The 22032-nt window shown below is 73.2% G+C and carries 19 protein-coding genes; 15 read left to right on the top strand and 4 right to left on the bottom strand.

From position 1 onward, the window contains the following. Positions 1-14: 14 nt before the first annotated feature. On the top strand, positions 15-584 hold the full coding sequence (gene ssb, locus DFJ67_RS44645; RefSeq protein ID WP_116075487.1) for a single-stranded DNA-binding protein: 570 nt from the start codon (positions 15-17) through the stop codon (positions 582-584). On the opposite strand, the gene DFJ67_RS01740 is transcribed toward ssb, so the two are convergent. Next, positions 491-1150, bottom strand: a complete 660-nt coding sequence (locus DFJ67_RS01740; protein ID WP_239097524.1) for a TetR/AcrR family transcriptional regulator — start codon at positions 1148-1150, stop codon at positions 491-493. The genes ssb and DFJ67_RS01740 overlap by 94 nt on opposite strands. 56 nt (positions 1151-1206) lie before the next feature. On the opposite strand from DFJ67_RS01740, the gene DFJ67_RS01735 reads away from it, so the two are divergent. From DFJ67_RS01735 to DFJ67_RS01690, 10 genes are all read left to right on the top strand, one after another. After that, positions 1207-2664 carry an NAD(P)/FAD-dependent oxidoreductase gene (locus tag DFJ67_RS01735; protein WP_116066252.1) on the top strand — a complete coding sequence of 486 codons (1458 nt, stop codon included), beginning with the start codon at positions 1207-1209 and terminating at the stop codon, positions 2662-2664. A gap of 65 nt (positions 2665-2729) precedes the next feature. Continuing rightward, entirely contained in the window at positions 2730-3917 is a 1188-nt protein-coding gene (gene solA / locus DFJ67_RS01730) for an N-methyl-L-tryptophan oxidase (protein ID WP_239097525.1), read from the top strand. 68 nt (positions 3918-3985) lie between these two features. Next, positions 3986-4930, top strand: a complete 945-nt coding sequence (locus DFJ67_RS01725; RefSeq protein WP_116075485.1) for a cobalamin biosynthesis protein — start codon at positions 3986-3988, stop codon at positions 4928-4930. Next, on the top strand, positions 4927-6459 hold the full coding sequence (locus DFJ67_RS01720) for a cobyric acid synthase (protein ID WP_116066250.1): 1533 nt from the start codon (positions 4927-4929) through the stop codon (positions 6457-6459). The genes DFJ67_RS01725 and DFJ67_RS01720 overlap by 4 nt, the downstream gene beginning before the upstream one ends. Beyond that, the gene (locus DFJ67_RS43165) at positions 6456-7055 is read left to right on the top strand and encodes a uridine kinase family protein (protein WP_203784236.1); all 600 of its coding nucleotides are present in this window, start codon (positions 6456-6458) and stop codon (positions 7053-7055) included. The genes DFJ67_RS01720 and DFJ67_RS43165 overlap by 4 nt, the downstream gene beginning before the upstream one ends. Before the next feature lie 129 nt (positions 7056-7184). Beyond that, on the top strand, positions 7185-8291 hold the full coding sequence (locus DFJ67_RS01710; protein WP_116066249.1) for a M48 family metallopeptidase: 1107 nt from the start codon (positions 7185-7187) through the stop codon (positions 8289-8291). Between the two features lie 91 nt (positions 8292-8382). After that, positions 8383-9750, top strand: coding sequence for a dipeptidase (locus DFJ67_RS01705; RefSeq protein ID WP_116066248.1), 1368 nt, complete (start codon positions 8383-8385; stop codon positions 9748-9750). Between the two features lie 52 nt (positions 9751-9802). Then, entirely contained in the window at positions 9803-10009 is a 207-nt protein-coding gene (locus tag DFJ67_RS01700) for a hypothetical protein (RefSeq protein ID WP_116066247.1), read from the top strand. Between the two features lie 73 nt (positions 10010-10082). Continuing rightward, on the top strand, positions 10083-10454 hold the full coding sequence (locus tag DFJ67_RS01695) for a glyoxalase superfamily protein (RefSeq protein ID WP_116066246.1): 372 nt from the start codon (positions 10083-10085) through the stop codon (positions 10452-10454). Then, a complete protein-coding gene (locus DFJ67_RS01690; RefSeq protein WP_116066245.1) occupies positions 10454-12010 on the top strand; it encodes an ATP-dependent DNA ligase in 1557 nt (518 codons plus the stop codon). The genes DFJ67_RS01695 and DFJ67_RS01690 overlap by 1 nt, the downstream gene beginning before the upstream one ends. A gap of 6 nt (positions 12011-12016) precedes the next feature. On the opposite strand, the gene DFJ67_RS01685 is transcribed toward DFJ67_RS01690, so the two are convergent. Then, positions 12017-12544 (bottom strand): GNAT family N-acetyltransferase, encoded by a 528-nt coding sequence (locus DFJ67_RS01685; RefSeq protein WP_239097526.1) that lies wholly within the window; start codon positions 12542-12544, stop codon positions 12017-12019. Between the two features lie 38 nt (positions 12545-12582). Beyond that, entirely contained in the window at positions 12583-16152 is a 3570-nt protein-coding gene (locus DFJ67_RS44525) for a cobyrinic acid a,c-diamide synthase CobB (RefSeq protein WP_203784238.1), read from the bottom strand. A 142-nt stretch (positions 16153-16294) separates the two neighbouring features. Here DFJ67_RS44525 and DFJ67_RS01675 point away from each other — a divergent pair, with 142 nt between their 5' ends. The 4 genes from DFJ67_RS01675 (at position 16295) to DFJ67_RS01655 (ending at position 20867) form a co-directional block, all read left to right on the top strand. After that, positions 16295-17095, top strand: coding sequence for an SURF1 family cytochrome oxidase biogenesis protein (locus DFJ67_RS01675; protein ID WP_116066243.1), 801 nt, complete (start codon positions 16295-16297; stop codon positions 17093-17095). 71 nt (positions 17096-17166) lie between these two features. After that, positions 17167-17760, top strand: a complete 594-nt coding sequence (locus tag DFJ67_RS43600; RefSeq protein WP_239097527.1) for a hypothetical protein — start codon at positions 17167-17169, stop codon at positions 17758-17760. Between the two features lie 37 nt (positions 17761-17797). After that, entirely contained in the window at positions 17798-19150 is a 1353-nt protein-coding gene (locus DFJ67_RS01665; RefSeq protein ID WP_116066241.1) for an APC family permease, read from the top strand. Between the two features lie 1267 nt (positions 19151-20417). Next, on the top strand, positions 20418-20867 hold the full coding sequence (locus DFJ67_RS01655; RefSeq protein ID WP_116066240.1) for a protein-tyrosine phosphatase family protein: 450 nt from the start codon (positions 20418-20420) through the stop codon (positions 20865-20867). Positions 20868-20943: 76 nt separating this feature from the next. On the opposite strand, the gene cobC is transcribed toward DFJ67_RS01655, so the two are convergent. After that, positions 20944-21990, bottom strand: coding sequence for an Rv2231c family histidinol phosphate aminotransferase CobC (gene cobC, locus DFJ67_RS01650; protein ID WP_239097631.1), 1047 nt, complete (start codon positions 21988-21990; stop codon positions 20944-20946). Between the last annotated feature and the right edge of the window lie 42 nt (positions 21991-22032).

Below are 22032 nucleotides of genomic sequence, written 5' to 3'. Positions count from 1 at the left end.
CTGTGGAGATGATCATGTTCGATACCCAGGTAACTCTGGTCGGCAACGTGCTGACCGCGCCCGAGTGGCGCCGCACCGCCAACACCAACACGCTCGTGGCCAGCTTCCGGGTCGCCTCGACGGCACGGCGCTTCGACCGCGACAACAACCGCTGGGTCGACGGCAACAGCCTGCGGGTTCGGGTGACCTGCTGGCGCCGGCTCGCGGAGGGCGTCGCCTCGTCGGTGATGACCGGCGACCCGGTCGTGGTCGTCGGCCGGCTCTACACGCGCGACTGGGAAGATGGCGAGGGCAACAGCCGCACGTCGTACGAGGTGGAAGCGGTCGCCGTCGGCCACGACCTGTCCCGGGGCAAGGCGCGCTTCGCCCGCGTCCGCGCCGGCGGAGCGACGAGCGAGATCGACGACGAAGAGGCCGGCCTGCAGGCCCGGGGAGAGCCGACCGAAGAGGTCGCCGAGGGCGACGTGCCAGCCCGCTACGGCGACAGCGATCACCTGTTCGACGACGATGCCTCGCTCGAGGGTCTGTCCGGCGTCGAGCCCGCAGCGGTGCCGGAGGTGGAGCCGGAGCCGGTGCCCGTCTGACCCGCCGCCGGTTGCTCCAGCAGGGCGGCCAACACCGTCCCGAGGTAGGCCTCGAGCGCCGGGCCCTGCGGCACCGCCTCGGGGATCCGCACCACGAGCTGGATGTGGCCGAGGTAGGTGGCATAGGCGAACAGGGCCCGGCGGTCAGCCTCGGCTTGATTGAAGCCGAGCGCGGTGAGCTGCGCGGCGATGTAGGCGGTCCGCCGGGCCACGGCCCGGCGCATCGCCGGCGCGACCGCGGGGTGGTCGGCGGCGGCGTGCAGGTGCACCTCGACCGGCGCCCGCGCCGAGGCGGTCACCGCGACGAACAGCGCGCGCAGCCGGGCCGCCGGGTCGGGTTCCGCGTCGACGGTGCGCAGGATCGCGTCGGTGTAGGTCTCGTCCCAGCTGCTCAGCGCGGCCTCGAGCAATGCGTCGCGGTTGGCGAAGTGCCAGTAGAAGCTGCCCTTCGTGGTGCCGAGCCGGGCGGCGAGCGGCTCGACGGCGACGCCGGCCAGGCCCTGCTCGCCGATCGCCGTCAGCGCGGCGGCGGTCCAGTCGTCCGGTCCGAGACGGGGTTTACGCACGGCCATACGCTACCGTATGGTCGCTCCATACGGCACCGTATGGAGAGGGGATCGCGATGGACCATGACGTGATCGTCGTCGGCACCCGGGCCGCGGGCGCCGCGACCGCGATGCTGCTGGCCCGGGCCGGGCTGCGGGTGCTGGCCGTCGACCGGGCGCGCTTCCCGAGCGACACGCTGTCCACCCACCAGGTGCAGGTGCCGGGCATCGCGCGGCTGCGGCGCTGGGGGCTGCTCGACCGCATCGCCGCGGTGACGCCAGCGGTCCCGACCGTGCGGGTCGACGCCGGGCGGGCGGTGCTGCACGGCCGCTACCCGGCGGTCGACGGCGTCGACGCGCTCTACGGGCCCCGGCGCACGCTGCTCGACGCGGCCCTGGTCGATGCCGCCCGGGCGGCGGGCGCCGAGGTCCGCGAAGGCGTCGCGGTCGAGGAACTGACCCGCGACGCCGAAGGCCGGATAACCGGCATCCGCGGCAGAGAACGCGGGGAGGGGAGGGGGAGGGGCCCCTCTGCCGCACCAGCCACCGAGACGGCCCGGCTGGTGATCGGCGCCGACGGCAAGCGGTCCACCGTTGCCGCCGCGGTCGGGGCCAAGGCCTACCACGTGCGGCCGGCCTCGACATTCGCCTGCTACACCTACTGGTCTGGGGTCGACCTGCCGGTCGGTTCGATCTACGTCCGGCCCGGGCTCACCGTCCCCGCGTTTCCGACCAACGACGGGCTCGTCATGGTGGCGCTGTTCGCGCCGCTGGCGGAGTTCGACCGGTTCCGGGCCGACCCGGCTGCCGGCTACCTCGCCGCGCTCGATCGGTGCGGCGACCTTGGCGAGCGGGTGCGGTCCGGGACGCGGGCCGAGCCGTTCCGGCTGGCGCCGGACGTTCCCAACGGCTTCCGGGCGGCGCACGGTCCAGGTTGGGCACTCGTCGGTGACGCCGGCGTCGTGATGGACCCGGTCGCTGGCCAGGGCATCAGCAACGCCTTCCGCGACGCCGAACTGCTCGCCGCCGCGATCGTGCGCGGCCTCGGATCCGACAGCCACGCGGCCAGCAGCCCACCCATCGGCGGCCACGCGGCCGGCGACCCTGTGCTGGCCGCCCTCGCGGGCGCCCGCCATCCGTCCGTCGGCTACCCGTCCGACCTCGGGTCTGAGGCTCGGGGATCGGACAGCATCGCGGCCGCCGACTCCGAATCGCGCGCCCTCCGGTCCGGCGGTGCCACGAACAGGAGCCTTGACGACGCGCTCGCGGGCTACCAGCAAGAACGCGACGCGGCCGCCTACCCGATCTATGCGATGACCCGGTCCCTCGCCACGCTGCGGGTCTGGCTCGCCCAGCGCCTACTGCTCGCCGCGATCGCCGACCGGCCGGCCGAGACCACCCGTTTCCTCGGCGTGCTGGCCGGCGCGGTCCGTTACGACGACTACCTCCGTCCCGCCAACGTGCTCGGTCTCGTCGGCGGCGGCCTCACCCGCAGGCTGCGGCGCTCGGTGGCTGCCGGAGACGCGGGCGGGTGACGCCAGGGTGTGTTGCCGCATCCGGTGTCCGCTTTGGGGTGCACCGCAGCGTCTAGGCTGCCGGAATGGAAATGACCGGTACGCGCCCCGAGGTCGTTGTGGTGGGGCTCGGCACGATGGGCGCGGCCGCCGCCTACCACCTGGCTAGCCGCGGCGTTCGGGTGCTGGGCATCGACCGGTTCACGCCGCCGCACGGGCGCGGTGAGCACGGTGGCGGTTCCAGGATCATCCGTCAGGCGTACGCCGAAGGTCGTGCCTATGTGCCCCTCGTGCAGCGTGCCTATGAGCTCTGGCGGCAGCTCGGTGAGATGGCCGGCGTCGACCTGATGACGCAGACCGGTGGACTGATGCTCGGCAGTCCCGATTCGGCTCAGGTGTCGGGGGCGCTCGCCTCCGCGCGGGCACATTTCCTTGACCACGAGGTGCTCGACGCCGGGCAGATCCGTAAGCGGTTTCCGGCCTTCACGCCGCACGACGACGAGGTCGGCATCTACGAGCGGGCCGCCGGTGTTGTCCGGCCCGAGGCCACCATCAGCGCCCACCTGCGGCTGGCCGAGCGCGCCGGTGCGGAGTTGCGCTACGGCGCCACCGTCGCCGACTGGGACGCGACCGCCGATGGGGTGACCGTGCGGGTCGATGGGCGCACGATCAGCGCCGACAAGTTGATTGTCTGCCCTGGGCCGTGGGCCGCTGACCTGCTGAAGATGCCGGGTAGCCCGGTGCGGCTGGAGAGCCGCCTGCAGCACTACTGGCAGCCGACCGACGAGTTCGCCATCGGGCGGTGCCCGGTGTGGATCTGGGAGCCGGCCGACGACCAGGTCGCCTACGGGATCCCGGCGTTCGCGCCGCCGGCCGACCTGCAGGGCACCCGCCCGGGTATCGGCGCCGTGGTCAAGGCCGCCTTCCACACCGGCGAGCGGCCGGCCGACGCCGAGCTCGGCGCGCCCTCCGCGACGCCCGACGACCTGACCACGATGGTGGCCTGGCTCGGCGAGCGGCTGCCGGCGCTGGCGGGTGCCCGCTATCTCGACAGCAAGCCCTGCCTCTACACGATGACGCCCGACGAGCACTTCATTCTCGGGCTGCACCCCGAGGTGCCGACGGTGTCGATCGCCGCGGGGTTCTCCGGGCACGGCTTCAAGTTCGCGCCGGTGGTCGGCGAGATCCTGGCCGACCTGGCGCAGACCGGCTACACCCTGCACACCATCGACCAGTTCGCACCGGACCGCTTCACCGCCAAGGCACAGGGCTGAAGCAACGCAGCCGGCAACCGCATCGGGACCCCGGCTAGGGTGATCATGTGGGATGGCTGGCGATGGACATGCGGGTGGCCGACGCCGCCGGGTTGCTGGCCGGCTACGGCTTGGACGCGCTGCTCGGTGACCCGCGACGGTTCCACCCGGTCGCCGGGTTCGGCACGCTCGCCCAGCGCCTCGAAAACCAGCTCTACCGCGATGACCGGCGCGCGGGGGCCGCGTACACCCTGATCGCGGTTGGCATCCCCGCCGCGCTCGGCATCGCAGCCAACAGGGCCACGAAGGATCGCCCCGCAGCGCACTTCCTGCTGACCGCCGCCGCGACCTGGACCGTGCTCGGCGGACGCACGCTGCGCGGCGAAGGGCGGCGGATGGCCGGCTACCTGAAGGCCGGTGACGTGCCGGCCGCGCGCAACCGGCTCGGCTACCTCTGCGGGCGCGACCCCGCCCAACTCGACGAGGCCGAACTCGCCCGGGCCACCGTCGAGTCCGTCGCGGAGAACACCTCCGACGCGGTCGTCGCGCCGCTCTGGTGGGGTGCGGTCGCCGGCGTGCCGGGGCTGCTCGCCTACCGCGCCGCCAACACCCTCGACGCGATGGTCGGGCACCGCTCGGACCGTTACGCCCGGTTCGGCACCGCCGCCGCCCGCCTCGACGATCTGCTCAACCTCGCGCCGGCCCGGCTGACCGCACTGCTGACCGTCGCGGCGGCGCCCCGGGTGCGCGGGCGGCGGGCCGAGACGATGCGGGTGTGGCGGCGCGACCGCAACGACCACCCGAGCCCCAATGCGGGCCAGTGCGAGTCGGCGATGGCCGGCGCGCTCGGGGTCCGGCTCGGTGGCCGCAATGTCTACTTCGGACGCACCGAGAGCCGGCCCTTCCTCGGCGACGGCCCGCGGCCCGATGCGCGACACATCAACCGCGCCGCCAAGCTGTCCGGAACCGTCGGCGTCGCGGCCGTGGCCCTCGCCGCAGCGGGCGCTTTGCTGCGACCCAGGCGCCGGCCATGAGCGGCGGGCTGCTCGTCGCCGGCACCACCTCCGACGCCGGCAAAAGCGTTGTCACCGCCGGGATCTGCCGCTGGCTGCGCCGGCAGGGCGTGCGGGTCGCGCCGTTCAAAGCGCAGAACATGTCCAACAACTCGGCCGTGGTGGTCGGCCCGGACGGGCGCGGCGGCGAGATCGGCCGTGCGCAGGCGATGCAGGCCGCCGCCTGCGGGATCCCGGCCGAGGTGCGCTTCAACCCGGTGCTGCTCAAGCCGGGCAGCGACCATTCCAGCCAGGTCGTGGTGCTCGGCGAGGCGGTCGACCGGGTCGACGCCGGCAATTTCCGGGCGCTCAAGTCGCGGCTGGCCGGGACCGTGTTCGAGACCTTCGACCAACTGCGCAGCGAGTACGACGTGGTCGTCTGCGAGGGCGCCGGCAGCCCGGCGGAGATCAACCTGCGGGACACCGACTTCGTCAACCTCGGGCTGGCCCGGCACGGACGGCTACCGACCGTGATCGTCGGCGACATCGACCGGGGCGGGGTGTTCGCCGCCTTCTTCGGCACCGTCGCCCTGCTCGACAAGGCCGACCAGGACCTCGTCGCCGGCTTCGTGGTCAACAAGTTCCGCGGCGACCGGGGACTGCTGCAGCCGGGCCTCGACATGCTGGAGCGGGTCACCGGGCGGCCGACGTACGGCGTACTCCCGTGGCATCTCGATCTTTGGTTGGACGCCGAGGATTCGCTCGCCTACGGCAGCGTGCTCGGCCGGCCGGCGGCGCCGCACGGCAGTGAGTGGCTCGACGTGGCGGTGGTGCGGCTGCCGCGGATCTCCAACGCGACCGACGCCGAGGCACTCGCGACCGAGCCCGGCGTGCGGGTGCGGCTCACCGTCGAGCCCGCCGACGTCGCCGCGGCCGATGTCGTCGTGCTGCCGGGCAGCAAGTCCACCGTGGACGATCTGAAGTGGTTGCGGGAGACGGGTCTGGCCGACGTGGTCGCCCGTCGCGCCGCGCAGGGCCGGCCGGTGCTCGGGATCTGCGGCGGCTACCAGATGCTGGCGCGCGCGATCCACGACGACGTCGAGAGCGGCCGGGGCACCGTCGACGGGCTCGGGTTGCTGCCGATCGAGGTCACCTTCGACGCGCGCAAGACCGTCACGCTCGCGTCGGGCACGGCCGAGGGCGGCATTCCGGTCAACGGCTACGAGATTCATCACGGGTACGTCTCCGCCGGTGCGCCCGCCACTCCACTGCTGACCTATGTGGACGGTCGACCGGAGGGTGCCCGCGACGGGGCGGTCTTCGGCACGCACTGGCACGGCGCGTTCGAGTCCGACGCGTTCCGCCGCTGGTTCCTCACCGAAAGCGCGCGGCTCGCGGGACGGTCCGGATTCACACCCGCATCGGGTACGCAGTTTGCCTCCGTCCGCGAACGCACCCTCGACCTGTTGGGCGACCTGGTCGAGGAGCACCTCGACACCGACGCGTTGTGGCGGTTGGTCTCCGACGGCGCACCGGCGGGCCTGCCGTTCGTGCCGCCCGGCGCGCCGTGACCGCGGAGACCTTCGACGGGCTGGCCCGGCGGATCCTGCGGCGCCGGCCGCGGCTCGGCAACACCCGGCTGGTCGCGGTCGACGGGCCCAGCGGCTCGGGTAAGACCAGGTTCGCCAACCGGCTCGCCGCCGCCGTGACCACCGTCGGTGGCGTGCCGGCGCCGGTCGTGCACACCGACGACTTCCTCGACGGGTGGGACGACCAGTTCACCTTCTGGGGCCGGCTCGACGAGTTGGTGTTGTGGCCGTTGCGGTCGGGGGAGCCGGGGCGGCACCTGCACTACGACTGGGAGCGGGCCGGGTTCGCCGGGCCGTGGGTCGAGGTGCCGGCGGCGCCGGTGGTGATCCTGGAAGGGTTCAGCGCGGCCCGGGCGGTGATCCGGCCGGAGCTGACGTTTTCCATCTTCGTGACCGCCTCGCCGCGGCTGCGGCTGAGCCGGGCGTTGCGTCGCGACGGCGTCGGGGTGCGGCCGCACCTGCTGCGCTGGCGGCGGGCGGAGAACCGGCACTTCGCCGTGGACCATACGGCGGAGCGCGCCGACCTCGTCGTACACGGTGTCTGGTCGCGTGATCCTGTGGTTCTCGACCGCCGCTGACCAGCGCTCCCGGGCCGCTCGTTGGGGTCGGGTGGTCCGACCGGTCAGTGGTTATCCACAGGCATAGACGCACGCCGTGCCGTGGTGCACGCTGAGCGATGACACACGGCGACGATCCGGGGGGCCACCATGAGCGCTGACGATCAGGGCGCGGCGGTTCCCGCACGCAGACGGGTGGCGCTCACCGGCATCAGTTCGCGCGCGTGGGAGCACCCCGCCGACCGCGGCGCGCTGACCGCGTTGCGCGAGCTACGTGGCTTCGACGACGTGGTCAAGGCGTTCTTCGGCATGTGGAACGAGCGCGGTTTCCGGCTGACCTACCTGGCCTCGTCGATCCGGGTCGACCACCGGCAATACCCGCGCGTCTACGGGCTCTACGCCGAGGCCGCGCAGTCGCTCGACCTGCCCGAGCTGCCCGACCTGTTCGTGCGCTACTCGCCGACGCTGGGTGGCCGGGCGATCGGCATCGACCGGCCGTTCATCGTGCTCGACTCGGGTTCGGTGCCACAGCTCGACGACGACGAGCTGCGCACGCTGCTCGGCCACGAGATCGGCCACCTGCGCAGCGGCCACGCGGTCTACAAGACGATCCTCATGATCCTGACCCGCTGGGCGGCCAACCTGAGCTGGCTGCCGGTCGGCGCGATCGCGCTGCGGGCGATCATCGCGGCGATGCTGGAGTGGTGGCGCAAGGCCGAGCTGTCCGCCGACCGCGCCGGCCTGCTCGCCAACCAGGACCAGGCCGCGGCGCTGCGACTGCTGATGAAGCTCGCCGGCGGCGGCGACCTCAGCCAGATCGACACGGCGGCGTTCCTCGAGCAGGCGGCCGACTACGAGGGCGGCGGCGACCTGCGGGACAGCTTCCACAAGGTGCGGATGACGGCCTGGAGCAGCCACCCGGTCCCGGTCGCGCGCGCCGCCGACCTGCGCCACTGGGTCGACTCGGGCGACTACGCCCGGATCCTCGGCGGCGATTACCCGCGCCGCGACGGCGACGGCGAGACCCGGGTCAGCGAGGAGATCAAGGCGGCCGCCGAGTCCTACCGCGAGGCGTTCGGCCGCTCCCAGGACCCGCTGGTCGGGCTGCTCCGCAAGCTCGGCGACGGCGCCAGTGACGTGGGCGAGTGGGCCGGTGGCGGCGCGGCCCGGGCCCGGTCCTGGGTCAACAGCGCCAGCGAGGCCGCCGGCCGCGCGGCCCGCGGCCGCAACGAGCGCCACGACGAGCCCACGCCCTAGGGCGTGTCTGGTGGATCAAGGCGGCACTCCGCCTTGACCCACGAGCCCACGCCCTAGTCAGCCGCGGTGGCGGGCGGCTTACGATCACGGAATGACGGCTGCCATCCTCTCCGAGTCCGAGCTGCGCGCTGCGATCGAGCGCGAGATGCCCGGCGTCCGTGCCGACCTCGAACGTCTGATCCGCATCCCGGGCATCGCGTTCGACGGCTTCGACTTCAGTCACGTCGAGCGCTCCGCCGAGGCGGTGGCCGAGTTGCTGCGCGGCTGCGGGCTCGAGGTCGACATCGTGCGCAACGGTGGGCAGCCCGCTGTGATCGGGCATCGCCCCGCGCCCGAGGGAGCGCCGACCGTGCTGTTGTACGCGCACCACGACGTACAACCGGTGGGTGATCTGTCGCTCTGGAAGTCCGAGCCGTTCGAGCCCGTCGTCCGCGATGGCCGGCTCTACGCGCGCGGCGCGGCCGACGACAAGGCCGGCGTGATGGCGCACGTGGCGGCGCTGCGGGCCTTCGGCGACGCGCTGCCCGTCGGGGTCGTCGTGTTCGTCGAGGGCGAGGAGGAGTTCGGCTCCGAGTCGCTCGAGGGGATGCTGCTGGAGCACCAGGAGCGGCTGCGCTCCGACGTGATCGTGATCGCCGACTCGGGCAACTGGGACGTCGGCGTGCCGTCGGTCACCACCTCGCTGCGCGGGCTGGTCAACTGCTTCGTCGAGGTGCGGGTGCTCGAATCGGCCGTGCACAGCGGCATGTTCGGCGGTGCGGTGCCCGACGCGCTGACCGTGCTCTCGCGGCTGATCGCCACATTCCACGACGCGGCCGGCGACGTCGCCATCGAGGGCCTGGCCCGGCGCGCCGACGCGGCCGTCGACTACCCGGAGGACCGGCTGCGCGAGGAGGCCGGGATGCTCGACGGCGTCTCGTTCATCGGCACCGGCCGGCTCACCGACCGGATCTGGAACCAGCCGACCGTCTCCATCCTCGGCATCGACGCCCCGCCCACCGCCGGCGCGCCCAACGCGCTGATCCCGTCGGGGAAGGCCAAGGTCAGCGTGCGGCTGGCGCCGGGAGACGACCCCAAGCGGGCGTACGAGGCGATCGTCGCGCACGTCGAGAAGCACACCCCGTGGGGCGCGCGGGTGTCGGTGGTCCTCGAGTCCGACGGGCTGCCCTGCGAGATCGACACGAGCGGCCCGATGTTCGCGGCCGGCCGGTCGGCCATCCGGGCGGCGTGGGACGGCGTCGAGCCGGTCGACATGGGTGTCGGCGGGTCGATCCCGTTCATCGCGACGTTCCAGGAGCTGTTCCCCGGCGCGGCGATCCTGGTCACCGGCGTCGAGGACCCCAACTCGAAGGCGCACGGACCCAACGAGAGCCTGCACCTGGCCGAGTTTCAGCGGGCCTGCCTCGCCGAGGCGCTGCTGTTCGCGAACGTCGCGGCGGCGGCCGGCTCGGTTGGGTGACTCTTCGATCTCCGGGTGATTTTTGTCGGTGGCGTGCCCTACGCTATCGAACATGAGTACGAACGAGGCCATCACGCGGCTCGGAGCCGCGGTCAGTGCACTGGGAGACCTCGACGTCTCCGCGTGGTCGGAGGAGGCCCTCCGTGAGCAGCTCGGTGATCTGTCCGTGAACCTGTGCGCCCTCGACGCCCTGCTCTCCAAGGTCGCCGACGGCGTTCGCGCCCGCGGCATGCGGATCGAGGAGCCGATCGCCGCATGACCAACCGGGTCGGCGCGGCGGGCCGCGCCGCGCCGACCCGAATTTGTCGGACCCGGCCGCTAGCTTCATTGCCATGGATTGGAAGATCGAGCTCGTAGCCATCCCGGTGACCGACGTCGACCGCGCCAAGGCGTTCTATGTCGACCAGTGCGGCTTCAACGCCGACCATGACCACCAGGTCAATTCCGACCTGCGCTTCGTGCAGCTCACCCCGCCCGGCTCGGCCTGCTCCATCGTGCTGGGCACCGGCATCACGGAGATGACACCCGGCTCCCAGAAGGGCCTCCAGGTGGTCGTCGCCGACGCGGCCCGGGCGCGGGAAGAGCTGGTGAGCAAGGGCGTCGAGGCGAGCCCGGTCGACGAGCAGCCGTGGGGTCTGTTCGTCTACTTCGCCGACCCCGACGGCAACACCTGGGCCCTCCAGCAGATCCCACCGCGCGACTGATGCTGTTCGCCGATCTCGCCGCGACGTCGGCCGCGGTGGCCGCCACCTCGAAGCGGCTCGCCAAGGTCGATCTGCTCGCGGCCGCGCTGCGGGGTCTCGACCCGTCCGAGGTCGAGGCCGGTTCCGCCTACCTGGCCGGTGAGCTGCGGCAGCGGCAGACCGGGGTCGGCTACGCCGGCCTGCGTGACCTGCCGCCGCCCGCTTCGGCCGCGACGCTCACGGTCGGTGCGGTCGACGCCGCCATCGCGGAGATCGCCGGGGTCAGCGGGAGCGGCTCGCAGGCGCGGCGCAAGGGGCTGCTCGGCGCGCTCTTCGCCGCCGCCACCGTCGACGAGCAGCGGATGCTGCGCGGGCTGTTCAGCGGCGAGCTGCGCCAGGGCGCCCAGGCGGGGCTGCTGGCCGACGCGATCGCCCGGGCCGCCGACGTGCCCGGCCCGGCCGTGCGGCGGGCGTTGCTGCTGGTCGGCGACTTCAAGACCGTGGCGGTGGCCGCGCTCGAGGGCGGGGTCGGTGCGCTGGCCGAGTTCGCGCTCCAGGTCGGGCGGCCGCTCGCGCCGATGCTGGCGTCCAGCGCGCCGAGCGTCGACGAGGCGCTGGTGGCCACCGGCGTGCCGGCGGCGGTCGACGTCAAGCTCGACGGGATCCGGGTGCAGGTGCACCGCAGCGGCGACGACGTGGCCGTGTTCACCCGCAGCCTCGACGAGATCACCGGGCGGCTGCCCGAGGTGGTCGCGGCGGTGCGCGCGTTGCCGGCCCGCGACATCGTGCTCGACGGGGAGGCGATCGGGCTCGACGCGGAGGGGCGGCCGCGGCCGTTCCAGGAGACGGCGAGCCGGGCGGCGACCCGCGGGGCCCGCCGCGGCGCCGCCCGCGGCGCCGCTTCGGATGGGGTGACCTTGACGCCCTATTTCTTCGACGTGCTGCACATCGACGGTGCCGACCTGCTCGACGCGCCGGGGGTCGAGCGGTGGGCCGCCCTCGAAGCGGCACTGCCGTCGGAGCTGCGGGTGCCGCGGGCCATGGTCGAGGGCCCCGAGCAGGCGGCCGACTTCTACGCGCGGGCCCTCGACGCCGGCCACGAGGGCGTGGTGGTGAAGGCGGCGACGGCGGCCTACGACGCCGGGCGGCGGGGCGCGGCCTGGGTCAAGGTCAAGCCGCGGCACACGCTCGACCTGGTCGTGCTGGCGGTCGAGTGGGGGAGCGGCCGGCGCACCGGCTGGCTGTCCAACCTCCACCTCGGCGCCCGCGATCCCGAGACCGGCGGGTTCGTCATGCTCGGCAAGACGTTCAAGGGCCTGACCGACGAGCTGCTGCGCTGGCAGACCGAGCGCTTCCAGGAGCTGGCGGTCGACAAGGGCGACTGGGTCGTCCACGTGCGGCCGGAGCAGGTCGTCGAGATCGCGTTCGACGGGGTGCAGACCAGCCCGCGCTACCCGGGCGGCATGGCGCTGCGGTTCGCCCGGGTGATCCGCTACCGCGACGACAAGACCGCCGCCGAGGCCGACACCATCGACACCGTGCGCGCCATCCACGCGGGCCGGCCGATCACGCCCTGATCGTCGTCAGTGCAGGTCGGCGGCGACGAACGACCAGACCTCCAGGTCGACCCGCCCGCTGTGCACGTGCCCGGCGTTGCGCAGCAGGCCCTCATAGGTGAAGCCGGCCTTCTCCGCCACCCGCCGCGACGCGGTGTTGCCGGGGGCGACCCGCAGCTCGATCCGTGCGAACCCGTGCTCGAGGATCAGCGCGATCGCGAGCGCGTCGACCGCTTCGGGCGCGACACCGAAACCGCGGGCCTCACCGGCGATCGCGTAGGAGATTTCAGTGACCTTGGCACCCCAGTCGGTGCGCTTGGTCCACAGGCAGCCGACCAGCCGGTCATCCTCCCGCCGGATGATGCCGTAGTGATCACCCGCCCCATGGTCGCGCCGCTCCTGGGCCATCTCGGTGCACCACGCGAGCCCGTCGATCTGCCCGAAGTCACGCGGAAAGGGCAGCCACCGCTGCGTCTGCTTGTCGGCGAAGATCTCCGCCACCGGCTTGGCGTCGTCTTCACCGAGCTGGCGTACGTGCACCCGCGGCGTCGACACCCGCAGAAGCGGAAACTGGCGCAGCGGTAGATGGCCCCTCACGTGATCCCCCCGTCGTCATCGTCGTCGTCGCGCTTCCGCCCGGCGGCGGGTTTCTCTAGCGCCCGCGCCGGGAGCTCCGCCGTGCCACCGGTCAACGCCCCACCGGCCTCGGCCCGCCCGGCGAACCTCTCGCCACCCTGACCCGGGGCGGGCTGCCCCGCAGGCCAGGCCGGGTTGACCCCGCCGCTCGGGGCGGGATGATCCGCCCGGTCGCCGCGGCCCACCGGGAAGCCGAACTCACCCGGGCGTGCCGGCTCGGCCGGCGGTTGCCGCTGGTCGGGCGGGCGATAAGCCTCGCCGGGCGGTGGCTGGGTGCCCATCGGCACCACGTAGACAAATCCGTCGCCGAGGGGCTCTCCCGCCCGCGCGCCCGGCATGGCGGCGAACCCGAACCCATCGGTCACATACTGGTCATCGTCGTCGTAGTAGCTGCCCGACCCAGCGGCAGGCGCGAACCCCTGCGCGTCGGCGGCGTAGCCGACGCCGTCTTGGCGGCCGGGGTGGGCGAACGGCGGCGTGAAGCCGCGTCCGTCTGTCGCGCGGCCGGCGGTGTCCTGGCGGCCAGGCGGGGTGACCGGCGGAGTGTGGCCGCGTCCGTCTGTCGCGCGGCCGGCGCCGTCGTGGGGGCCGGGCGGGGTGACCGGGGGAGTGTGGCCGCGTCCGTCTGTCGCGCGGCCGGCGGTGTCCTGGCGGCCGGGCGGGGCGATCGGCGGCGGGAAGCCGCGTCCATCGGTCCCGCGGCCGGCGGCGTCCCGGTTGCCGGGCGCGGTGGCCGGAGGAGCGAATCCGCGTCCGGTCGCCGGGCCGGCGCCGTCACGCGAACCGCCTGGGCCGCCTTGGGCTGCCGACTCGCGCCCGGCGGTGGTTTGGCCGGCGCCGTCGTGGTGGCCGGGTGGGGTGACCGGAGGCGCGAAGCCGCGGCCGTCGGCCGGGTAGCCCGCGCTTTCGTCCGCACGACCTTTTCTCGCGGGTGGCCCGAATCTGCGTCCGGCGGTGCCTTGGCCAGCGTCGTCGTGGTGGCCGGGCGCGGTGACCGGAGGCGCGAATGCGCGTCCGGTGGTCGACTGGCCGTTGCCGTCACGCGGGCCGCCCGGGCCGCCGCGGGCTGCGGACTCGCGCTCATCGCGCGGGCGATCAACGCCCCCGCGGCCGGCCGGCCCGCCGGGTGGCGCCACCTCCGGGGGTCCGGGCGGCACTTCGTCGGGCAACGGCGGCACGACCCGCAACCGGGGCGGCCCCGCCGGTGGGAATCCTTGCCCCCCGTCGGTGCCGGGCTCAGCGGGCTGTGGCACACCGCTTCCGGGCACGGCCCGCAACCGCGGCGCCGCCGGCGGCGGTTCGCCGACGTCGCCGTCGGCCGGGACCGGCACGGACCGCAGTTGCGGCGGCCCGGGCACGGCAAACCCGCGCCCATCAGTCGGACCGTCGGTTTCCGCAGCGAACCCGTCAGCGGGCCGAGCACCGGTGCCGTAGTCGAGCGCACCGCCACCCGAAGCAGGCATCGACTGCCCGTCACCGCCAGACCCTGGCACCGGGCGCCCGTCACTGCCGGACCCCGGCACCGGGCGCCCGTCACCGCCCGACCCCGGCATCGAGCGCCCGTCGGCGCCAGACGCCGGCATCGGGCGCCCGTCACCGCCGGACCCCCGCACCGGGCGCCCGTCGGCGCCAGATCCCGGCATCGGGCGCCCGTCGGCGCCGGACCCAGGCATCGGGCGCCCGTCGGCGCCGGACCCAGGCATCGCGCGCCCGTCGGCGCCAGACCCAGGCACCGGGCGCCCGTCGGCGCCAGACCCCGGCGCTCCCGACCATGCGCTGTTCTCTGAAGCCCCAGCGGCCGAACGCGCGTCGCGACCGGCAGCCGGCGCCGCCTCCGGCCGCCCATCCCGGGCGGGAGCCCGCGATCCGAACCACCCGCCATCGTCCGAGGCCGCACTCTCAGCCCGTGCCCCGTCGCCGGAGGTGGGCGCGCCGGGCCCCGACGCCGGGCGAGGACCACCCGGCACCGTCGGCACACCGACGACGGGAACGGGTTCGGTCGCGCCGGGCCACGTACCCTCGCCGGAATCTGTCGCTCCTGACCATGCGCCACCGCCGGAAGCCGGGGCCGCCGGGCGCCCCGGTGCGAGCACCGGCACCGTTCCGGTGGCCCGCGCCCAGGACCCGCCGCCGCCGCCCGGCCCGGGTGCCTCGCCCGGTCGGGCCGCCAGGATCAGCCGGCGGGCGATCTCGGGGAAGCCGGCCCAGTGCAGGGAGAGCTGTGACGCGTGCACCCGGCGCCAGACGAAACCCTCCGGCGTGCCGCCGTTCCACGTCCATGCGGGTGTCTGGCCGGCCCGTGGGCTGACCACCCCGCGGTGCTGCTTGTAGCCGACCACCCTCGTGCCCACCTCGGCCACGGCGGTGGTGGCCCGCGCGGTCGCGTCGCGGTAGCCGACGATCATCTGGTCGCCGGTGGTGCCGGTCGCGTCGAGGACGCCGCACATCGGCCGGCCGTCGAACGACTGGGCCAGCCAGAGCAGGCCGGCGCCCTCGGCGATCACCGGGCGGCCGGAGCGGGCCAGGTCGGCGATGTCGGCGCACAGGCGGCGGTTGGCGGACAGGTCCTCGGCGTAGGCCTCCGGCAGCGCGCCGCCGACGACCAGCGCGTCGGTGCTCTCCGGGAGCAGCTCGTCGCGGAGCGGGTCGAAGGTGACGACCGTCGCGCCGGCGGCTTCGAGCAGTTCGCGGGTTTCCGCGTAGGAGAACGAGAGACCGGGACCGCCGGCCAGGGCGACGATCGGGCGGCGGCCGAGGTGCACGGCGGCCGTGTCGTCGGGGTGCAGCGCCAGCTCGCTCGCCGGCGACCACGGGGTGACCGGCAGTTGCGGCGCCGAGTTGGCCAGCGCGAGCAGGCCGTCGAGGTCGACGGCGCCGGCGATCGACTCGCCGAGGCGGCGGATGCCGCGCAGCGCCTCGACCTCGCGGTGCACGACCGGGACGACGCCCTCCTGGCGGGGTGGCAGCGCTGACGGCAGGTCGCGGCGGCGCAGGGCACCGTAGACCGGCACGCCGATGTCGTCGAGGGCCTCGCGGAGCAGTTGCTCGTGGCGGTCGGAGGCGACCCGGTTGAGGATCACACCACCGAGCCAGGTCAATTCGTCGTACGCCCGGAAGCCGTGCACCAGCGCCGCCACCGACTGGCCCATCGCGCCCACGTCGACGACCATGACCACCGGCGCGCGCAGGGCGGCGGCGACGCCGGCGGTGGAGTCGGTCTCGACCCGGCCGGCGAGGCTGTCGAACAGGCCCATCGTGCCCTCGACGACGGCAATATCGTGACCTTCGGCGCCATGTGCGAACAGCGGCGCCACCCGGTGGGCGCCGACCAGGCGGGGGTCGAGGTTGCGGCCGTGCGAGCCGGCGGCGGCGCCCAGGTAGGCGGCGTCGGTGTGGTCGGGGCCGACTTTGAAGCCGACGGCGGAGAGGCCGCGGCCGGCGAACGCGGCGAGCAGGCCAACCGCCAGCGCGGTCTTGCCATGACCCGACGAGGGCGCGCTGACCACCACCCGGGGCACGGCGGACATCGGCGACTCCTCGGCGGAAAATGGTGAGCCGTCCGACGATACCTAATAGGCACGACAACATCAGGCTGACGACACATTGACGAACAGGTTCACGGCGGCGACCGCCAGAATTCCCGTCGTACCCCCGCAGTAGCCTCTTGTCGTGTACCGGTTCCTGCTGACCCCCCGCTGGCTGGGCTACCTCGCGCTCGCGCTGGTGGCGGCCGCGGTGATGGTGCTGCTCGGCAACTGGCAGCACGGCCGCTATGAGCTGCGCAAAGACGTCAACCACCGGATCGACCTGGCCGACACCGCCGCGCCGGTGCCGCTCGACACCGTCGTGCTGCCGGGCGGCAGCAAGGGCGTGCCGGGGCCGGGCCCGCAGCGCTCGTCCGAGTGGACCCGGGTGACCATGACGGGCCGCTACGACCCGTCAAACGTGGTCCTGGTCCGTGGGCGCACCGTCGACGACAAGGTCGGCTTCGAGATCGTCACCCCGCTGCTGCTCTCTGACGGCTCGGCCGTGCTGGTCGACCTGGGCTGGGTGCCGGCGCCGGCGGGTGGCGGTGCCTATGCGCAGCCGGCCATCCCACCGATCCCGACCGGCCAGGCCACCGTCACTGGCGCGGTCAAGCTCTCCGAGAGCGGCGGCAAGCCGGTCGACCGCGCCGACGGCAAGCTGGAGAGTCGCCGGGTCGCCGTCGAGCGCATCGCGCCCGAGCTGCCCTACCCGGTGCGCGGCGCGTTCGTGCAGCTCGACACCCAGGTGCCGGCCGCCGACAAGGGCTTCGCCGCGGTGCCGCCGAATTATGAGAACGACTGGCTCAACCTCGGCTACACGGTCCAGTGGTGGCTGTTCGGGCTGATGACGCTGTTCGCCTTCGTCTGGGTGGCCCGGCGCGAGGCCCGCGGCCCTGAGGAATCCGACAGCACGCCCGAGCCGCAACTCGCCGGCAGCGCTTGACGCGGCGCCGAGTGGTCGTGGTCACCGGGCAGTAAGGTGCCGGGAGGAGTCGCGGCGACTGGGGGTGCGTGATGGGCACAGAGCCGACTCTGCCGCTTCCGTCGGCGAGCGAACCGGGCCAGTTCCCGCCGGCGATCGACCCGTGGTCGACGCCCGATCTCGGCCCTGACCCGACCGCCGACCCGAGCCCGCTCTACCCGCCGCAGCCGACCACCAGCCCGCCCACCAGCGGCCCGCCCACCAGCGGCGCGGCGCTCGCCCAGCCGAGCCCGGCCGGGCCGAGCCCGGCTGGCCCGTTCCCGCCGGCCGCCGACGGGCCGATCGTGGCGCAGATCGGCGACATCCGGGTGACCTCGGCCATGGTCCACACGCCGGCCGGCAGCTTCCCGCTGGCCGGCTCGACCTGGCACGTCAACGACTTCTGGCAGACCGAGCAGAAGACACCGACCTGGGCGATCATCACGGCGATCCTCGGCTTCTGCGTGCTGCCGATCGCCAGCCTGCTCTTCCTGCTGGTCAAGGAGACCATCCACCGTGGAACGGTGCAGGTCACGGTGACCAGCGGCCGGCATCAATACGTCGCGCGTACCCCCGTGGTCGATCAACTCCAGGTGCAGCACCTGCACCAGCAGGTCAACTACGTGCGGGCGCTCGCCGCTTTGTGAGGCATGCCACAGCACCCGAGTGGGTAACGCGCCCGGCATGACCTCCGACACGAGCACGCCGACCCGGCCGGCCGACGAGGGTCTCCGCCGGGTCATCTCACGGCCGATGCTGACGTTCTTCATCCTCGGCGACATCCTCGGCGCGGGCATCTACTCACTGACCGGCGAAGTGGGCGCCGACGTCGGCGGCGCGATCTGGGCGTCGTTCCTGGCCGCGTTCGCGCTGGCGTTCCTGACCGCCTTCGCCTACATGGAACTGGTCACCAAATACCCGCAGGCCGCCGGCGGCGCGCTCTACTGCGACCGGGCGTTCGGGCTCAAGTTCCTGAGCTTCCTGGTCACCTTCGCGATCATGGCGTCCGGCGTCACCTCGGCGACGTTCGCGGCCAGCCGCGTCGGCGGCGCCTACTTCACCGGCCTGTTCGGTGTCGAAGACCCACCGATGGTCCTGATCGGAATCGTCGCCATCCTTCTAGTGGCCGCGGTCAACTTCTGGGGCGTCGCCGAGTCGGTCCGCATCAACGTCGTGATCACCTGCATCGAGCTGACCGGCCTCCTGTTCATCATCGGCGTCGGCATCGTCGTGCTGGGCAGCGGCGACGGCGACCCGGGCCAGGCGTTCACGTTCTCCGGCAGCGGCTTCGGCGTAGTCACCGGCCTCCTCTCCGGCGCCGCCACCGCGTTCTACGCGTTCCTGGGCTTCGAGGACTCGGTCAACCTGGCCGAGGAGACAGCCGAACCGAGCCGCGCCTTCCCACCGGCGATGATCACCGGCCTCGTCCTGGCCGGCGTGGTCTACCTGCTGGTCGCCTTCACGGCGGCGATGACGGTCCCCCTGGACGTACTCACCAAATCCACCGGCCCGCTCCTCGAGGTGGTCAAACTAGGCGCCCCCGACCTGCCGGTAGCCAGAATCTTCTCGGCCGTCTCCATCATCGCGGTCTCGAACACCATGCTGATCAACATGCTGATGGCCAGCCGCCTGCTCTACGGCATGGCCCAACGCGACGTCCTACCCGGCGTCTTCAGCCGCCTGAGCCCGCGCCGCACGCCATGGGTGGCGATCGCCTTCACGACGGCGATCTCGATCGGTTTGCTCTTCTTCGTCGGCGACCTGGGCGACCTCTCCGACACCACGGTCCTCCTCCTGACCGCGGTCTTCCTCCTGGTCAACATCTCGGCTCTGGTCCTCCGCCGCGACCCGGTCGACCACCCCCACTTCCGCGCACCTACGGCAGCCCTCGTGCTGGGCGCGGTGATCTCGCTGATCTTCCTGCTCCCGATCGTCCGCGAGGCGTCGATCTACGTCCTGGCCCTGTGGCTCCTGTTGGGCGGCGTGCTGCTGTGGGCGATCAACTGGGCGTTCCTCCGCAGGTCGGCAACGCAATAAGCGGACAAATCTATGGCTCGGGTTCGCGGTGGGCACGACCGTTGCTCCCGCCAGGGATCGCTGCGCTTCGCTCCGCTTGCCAGCTCCGCACCCGGTCACCGTCCACCCCAACCCGAGGCCGTTTCCGAGGCCCGAGGCCAGGTCTCGGGGCCTTGGGGCCTTGGGCCTTGGGCTTCGGGCCTTGGGCCTGGGCCCTGGGCTTCGGGCCTTGGGCCTGGGCCTTGGGCTTCGGGCCTTGGGCCTTGGGCCTTGGGCCTTGGGCCTTGGGCCTTGGGCCTTGGGCCTTGGGCCTTGGGCTTCGGGCCTTGGGCCTTGGGCTTCGGGCCTTGGGCTTCGGGCTTCGGGCCCCTGGGCCGCGGGCCTTGGGCCTTGGGCTTCGGGCCTTGGGCTTCGGGCCTTGGGCTTCGGGCTTCGGGCCTTGGGCGTTGGGCTTCGGGCGTTGGGCTTCGGGCCTTGGGCTTCGGGCTTCGGGCCTTGGGCGTTGGGCTTCGGGCGTTGGGCTTCGGGCCTTGGGCGTTGGGCTTCGGGCGTTGGGCTTCGGGCCTTGGGCCGCGGGCCTTGGGCCTTGGGCTTCGGGCTTCGGGCCTTGGGCCTTGGGCCTTGGGCCTTGCGCTTCGGGCATGGGGTTCGGGCCCCGGGCCGAGGAGACTCCCACCGAGCAGCTTGTTCGCCGGCTCCCCGGGCGGCTTCCGCCGAGATCTAGGTAAATGGATGTAGCTATAGCGACAAGCGTTTACCTAGATTCACCGCTGGACGGCAGGCGCACGGCGTGTCGCGCGGTGCTTGCGGCGTGTCGCGATGCGAGGGCGATGGGCGCGTGGGCGGAGACCGCCCGGAGCGGTGGCGATCCCGGTCGTGGTCGGCGTGCCTGCGGGCCGCCGGAGTCCAGGCCGAAGCGACCCCGGAACCCGAGATCAGCAGCCGGAATGTCGGCACAGGACACTTCCGCCGGGCACCGCGGCGCTTCGCTCTGCTGCCACGCCCGCACCCGGTCGCTCCGGACCCAGCACCAGGCAGCGGCCTGGTCGCGAGCCCGGCGATTGCCGGGATGGGCCATTGGCGCGTGTCCACTGCGACCGTGCCCGCGCGGCAACGCCGTGTTCCGAATGCTGGGGTCTGCGGAGATCGTTGATCTCGAGGGGCGGCGGGTGTTGGGCACGGGCCGTCCCGGCCGGTATGTCTTTGCTTGCGGTGGTGGTTGGGTGGGTGGGCGGCGTAAAACGGCTGAATCAGCCTCGAAGGGGCAGGCGGCGATTATGGTGGGCTCATGATCGACTCGTGGGATCCAGCCGGCCGTGGAGTGCTGCGGCTGCCCTCGGGCCGGATGGTTCGGGGGCGGGGGCTGTTGCGGGCCTATCCGATGGGGCCGCCGCCGACCTTTGGGGTCTATCTGCTCGGCAAGCCGGCCTCGCTGGTGGCCTGGGAGAGCCGCTGGGTCCGGTGGCCTGATCTCTGGCTGCCCAGCGATCCGATCGATGCGGGTGCCGCGCTGCAAGAGGCCTGGGAACGGGCCGCGACCGAGCGCGTCGAACTGGCCTGCCGCGGCGGCCGCGGCCGCACCGGGACGGCGCTGGCCTGCCTCGCGATCATCGACGGTGTTCCCGCCGCGGAGGCGGTGACCTACGTCCGCCAGCACTACGACCGCCGCGCGGTCGAGACCCCCTGGCAGAAACGGTTTGTTGCCCGCTTCGCCCCCGGGACCCCCGACCTCAACTGACGCCAGGGCTGCGGTCTCGGCCGGAAACCTGGGCCGCGGGCGCCGACCAACCACACACCCGAACCGCCCTTCGCGGTCAGGGGAGGAAGTCGGGGACAACCGCCGACAAGGTTTCGGTGAAGGCGTCGCTCGTGGTGCGGTCGCGGACCGCGACCCGGAGGAAGTCGGGACCCAGGCCGGGGAACGTATCGCCGCGCCGGACGGCGTAGCCGCGGTCGCGCAGCGCTAGGCGGATCTTGTCCGCGTTGGGCATCTTCAGCAGGACGAACGAACTCTCCGGCGCGGCCGCGACGGAAACCGAGGGGATCTCCGCCAGCCGGGACAGCAGGTGGGCGCGATCCGCAGCGAGGGAATGGGCGATCGCGTGTTCCGCCGCCACCGCCTCGGGGCTCGCGCACGCCACCGCCGCCGCCAGCGCCGGCGTCGAGACCGGCCAGAGCGGCTGCACCTCCGACAGGCGGCGGATCACGTCGGGCGCGGCGAGCGCGTACCCGATGCGCAGGCCTGCCAAAGCCCAGGTCTTCGTCAGGCTGCGCAGCACGATCAGGCCGGGGATATCCGCGAGCCGGGACAGCGACGACGGCTCAGCCGAGCCGGTCGGGCCCAGCGTCGTGTCCGCGAACGCCTCGTCGACCACCAGGATCCGGCCCGGCCGGGCCAGCGCGGACAGCGCCGATACCGGGTGCAGGACCGAGGTCGGGTTGGTCGGGTTGCCGACGAAGACCAGGTCAGCCGCCGCCGGGACCAACGACGGGTCCAACGCATAGGGCGGCGGGAGGCAGACCCGGTGGACCCGATGACCGGCGGCCAGCAGCGCGGCCTCCGGCTCGGTGAACTGCGGATGCACCACCACGGGCAGCGCGGCCGCGCGATAGGCCTGTGCGATCAGCACGAACGCCTGCGCCGCGCCCGCGGTCAACAGGATCGACGACGGATCGCGGCCGTGCCGCGCCGCAAGCGCCGCGCGGGCCGGCGCGGGGTCCGGGTAGGACGCCAGATCGGCCAGTGACGCCGCGACCGGGTCGAGGAGCCAGGGCGGGAGGGGCGCCTGGCGTACGTTCACCGCCAGGTCGATCAGCCCCGGCCCGACCTCCGCGTCACCGTGATGTCCCAACTCGACCACGCGGTCGACCGTACCCGGTAGGTTGATCTTGGGTTCAGGAAC

The sequence above is a fragment of the Asanoa ferruginea genome, from assembly GCF_003387075.1.
Taxonomy (GTDB): domain Bacteria; phylum Actinomycetota; class Actinomycetes; order Mycobacteriales; family Micromonosporaceae; genus Asanoa; species Asanoa ferruginea.
The sequence above is the reverse complement of the archived record's forward strand: the minus strand, read 5'-3'. Positions and strand labels throughout refer to the sequence as shown.

Excerpts from the sequence above, each read along its gene's own strand:
- DFJ67_RS43600 (WP_239097527.1), top strand. The coding sequence starts at position 17,167 with ATGGGCACAGAGCCGACTCTGCCGCTTCCGTCGGCGAGCGAACCGGGC.
- DFJ67_RS44525 (WP_203784238.1), bottom strand. The coding sequence starts at position 16,152 with ATGTCCGCCGTGCCCCGGGTGGTGGTCAGCGCGCCCTCGTCGGGTCAT.
- DFJ67_RS01695 (WP_116066246.1), top strand. The coding sequence starts at position 10,083 with ATGGATTGGAAGATCGAGCTCGTAGCCATCCCGGTGACCGACGTCGAC.
- solA (WP_239097525.1), top strand. The coding sequence starts at position 2,730 with ATGGAAATGACCGGTACGCGCCCCGAGGTCGTTGTGGTGGGGCTCGGC.
- ssb (WP_116075487.1), top strand. The coding sequence starts at position 15 with ATGTTCGATACCCAGGTAACTCTGGTCGGCAACGTGCTGACCGCGCCC.
- DFJ67_RS01710 (WP_116066249.1), top strand. The coding sequence starts at position 7,185 with ATGAGCGCTGACGATCAGGGCGCGGCGGTTCCCGCACGCAGACGGGTG.
- DFJ67_RS01705 (WP_116066248.1), top strand. The coding sequence starts at position 8,383 with ATGACGGCTGCCATCCTCTCCGAGTCCGAGCTGCGCGCTGCGATCGAG.
- DFJ67_RS01725 (WP_116075485.1), top strand. The coding sequence starts at position 3,986 with ATGCGGGTGGCCGACGCCGCCGGGTTGCTGGCCGGCTACGGCTTGGAC.
- DFJ67_RS01735 (WP_116066252.1), top strand. The coding sequence starts at position 1,207 with ATGGACCATGACGTGATCGTCGTCGGCACCCGGGCCGCGGGCGCCGCG.
- DFJ67_RS01700 (WP_116066247.1), top strand. The coding sequence starts at position 9,803 with ATGAGTACGAACGAGGCCATCACGCGGCTCGGAGCCGCGGTCAGTGCA.
- DFJ67_RS01665 (WP_116066241.1), top strand. The coding sequence starts at position 17,798 with ATGACCTCCGACACGAGCACGCCGACCCGGCCGGCCGACGAGGGTCTC.
- DFJ67_RS01655 (WP_116066240.1), top strand. The coding sequence starts at position 20,418 with ATGATCGACTCGTGGGATCCAGCCGGCCGTGGAGTGCTGCGGCTGCCC.
- DFJ67_RS01720 (WP_116066250.1), top strand. The coding sequence starts at position 4,927 with ATGAGCGGCGGGCTGCTCGTCGCCGGCACCACCTCCGACGCCGGCAAA.
- DFJ67_RS01690 (WP_116066245.1), top strand. The coding sequence starts at position 10,454 with ATGCTGTTCGCCGATCTCGCCGCGACGTCGGCCGCGGTGGCCGCCACC.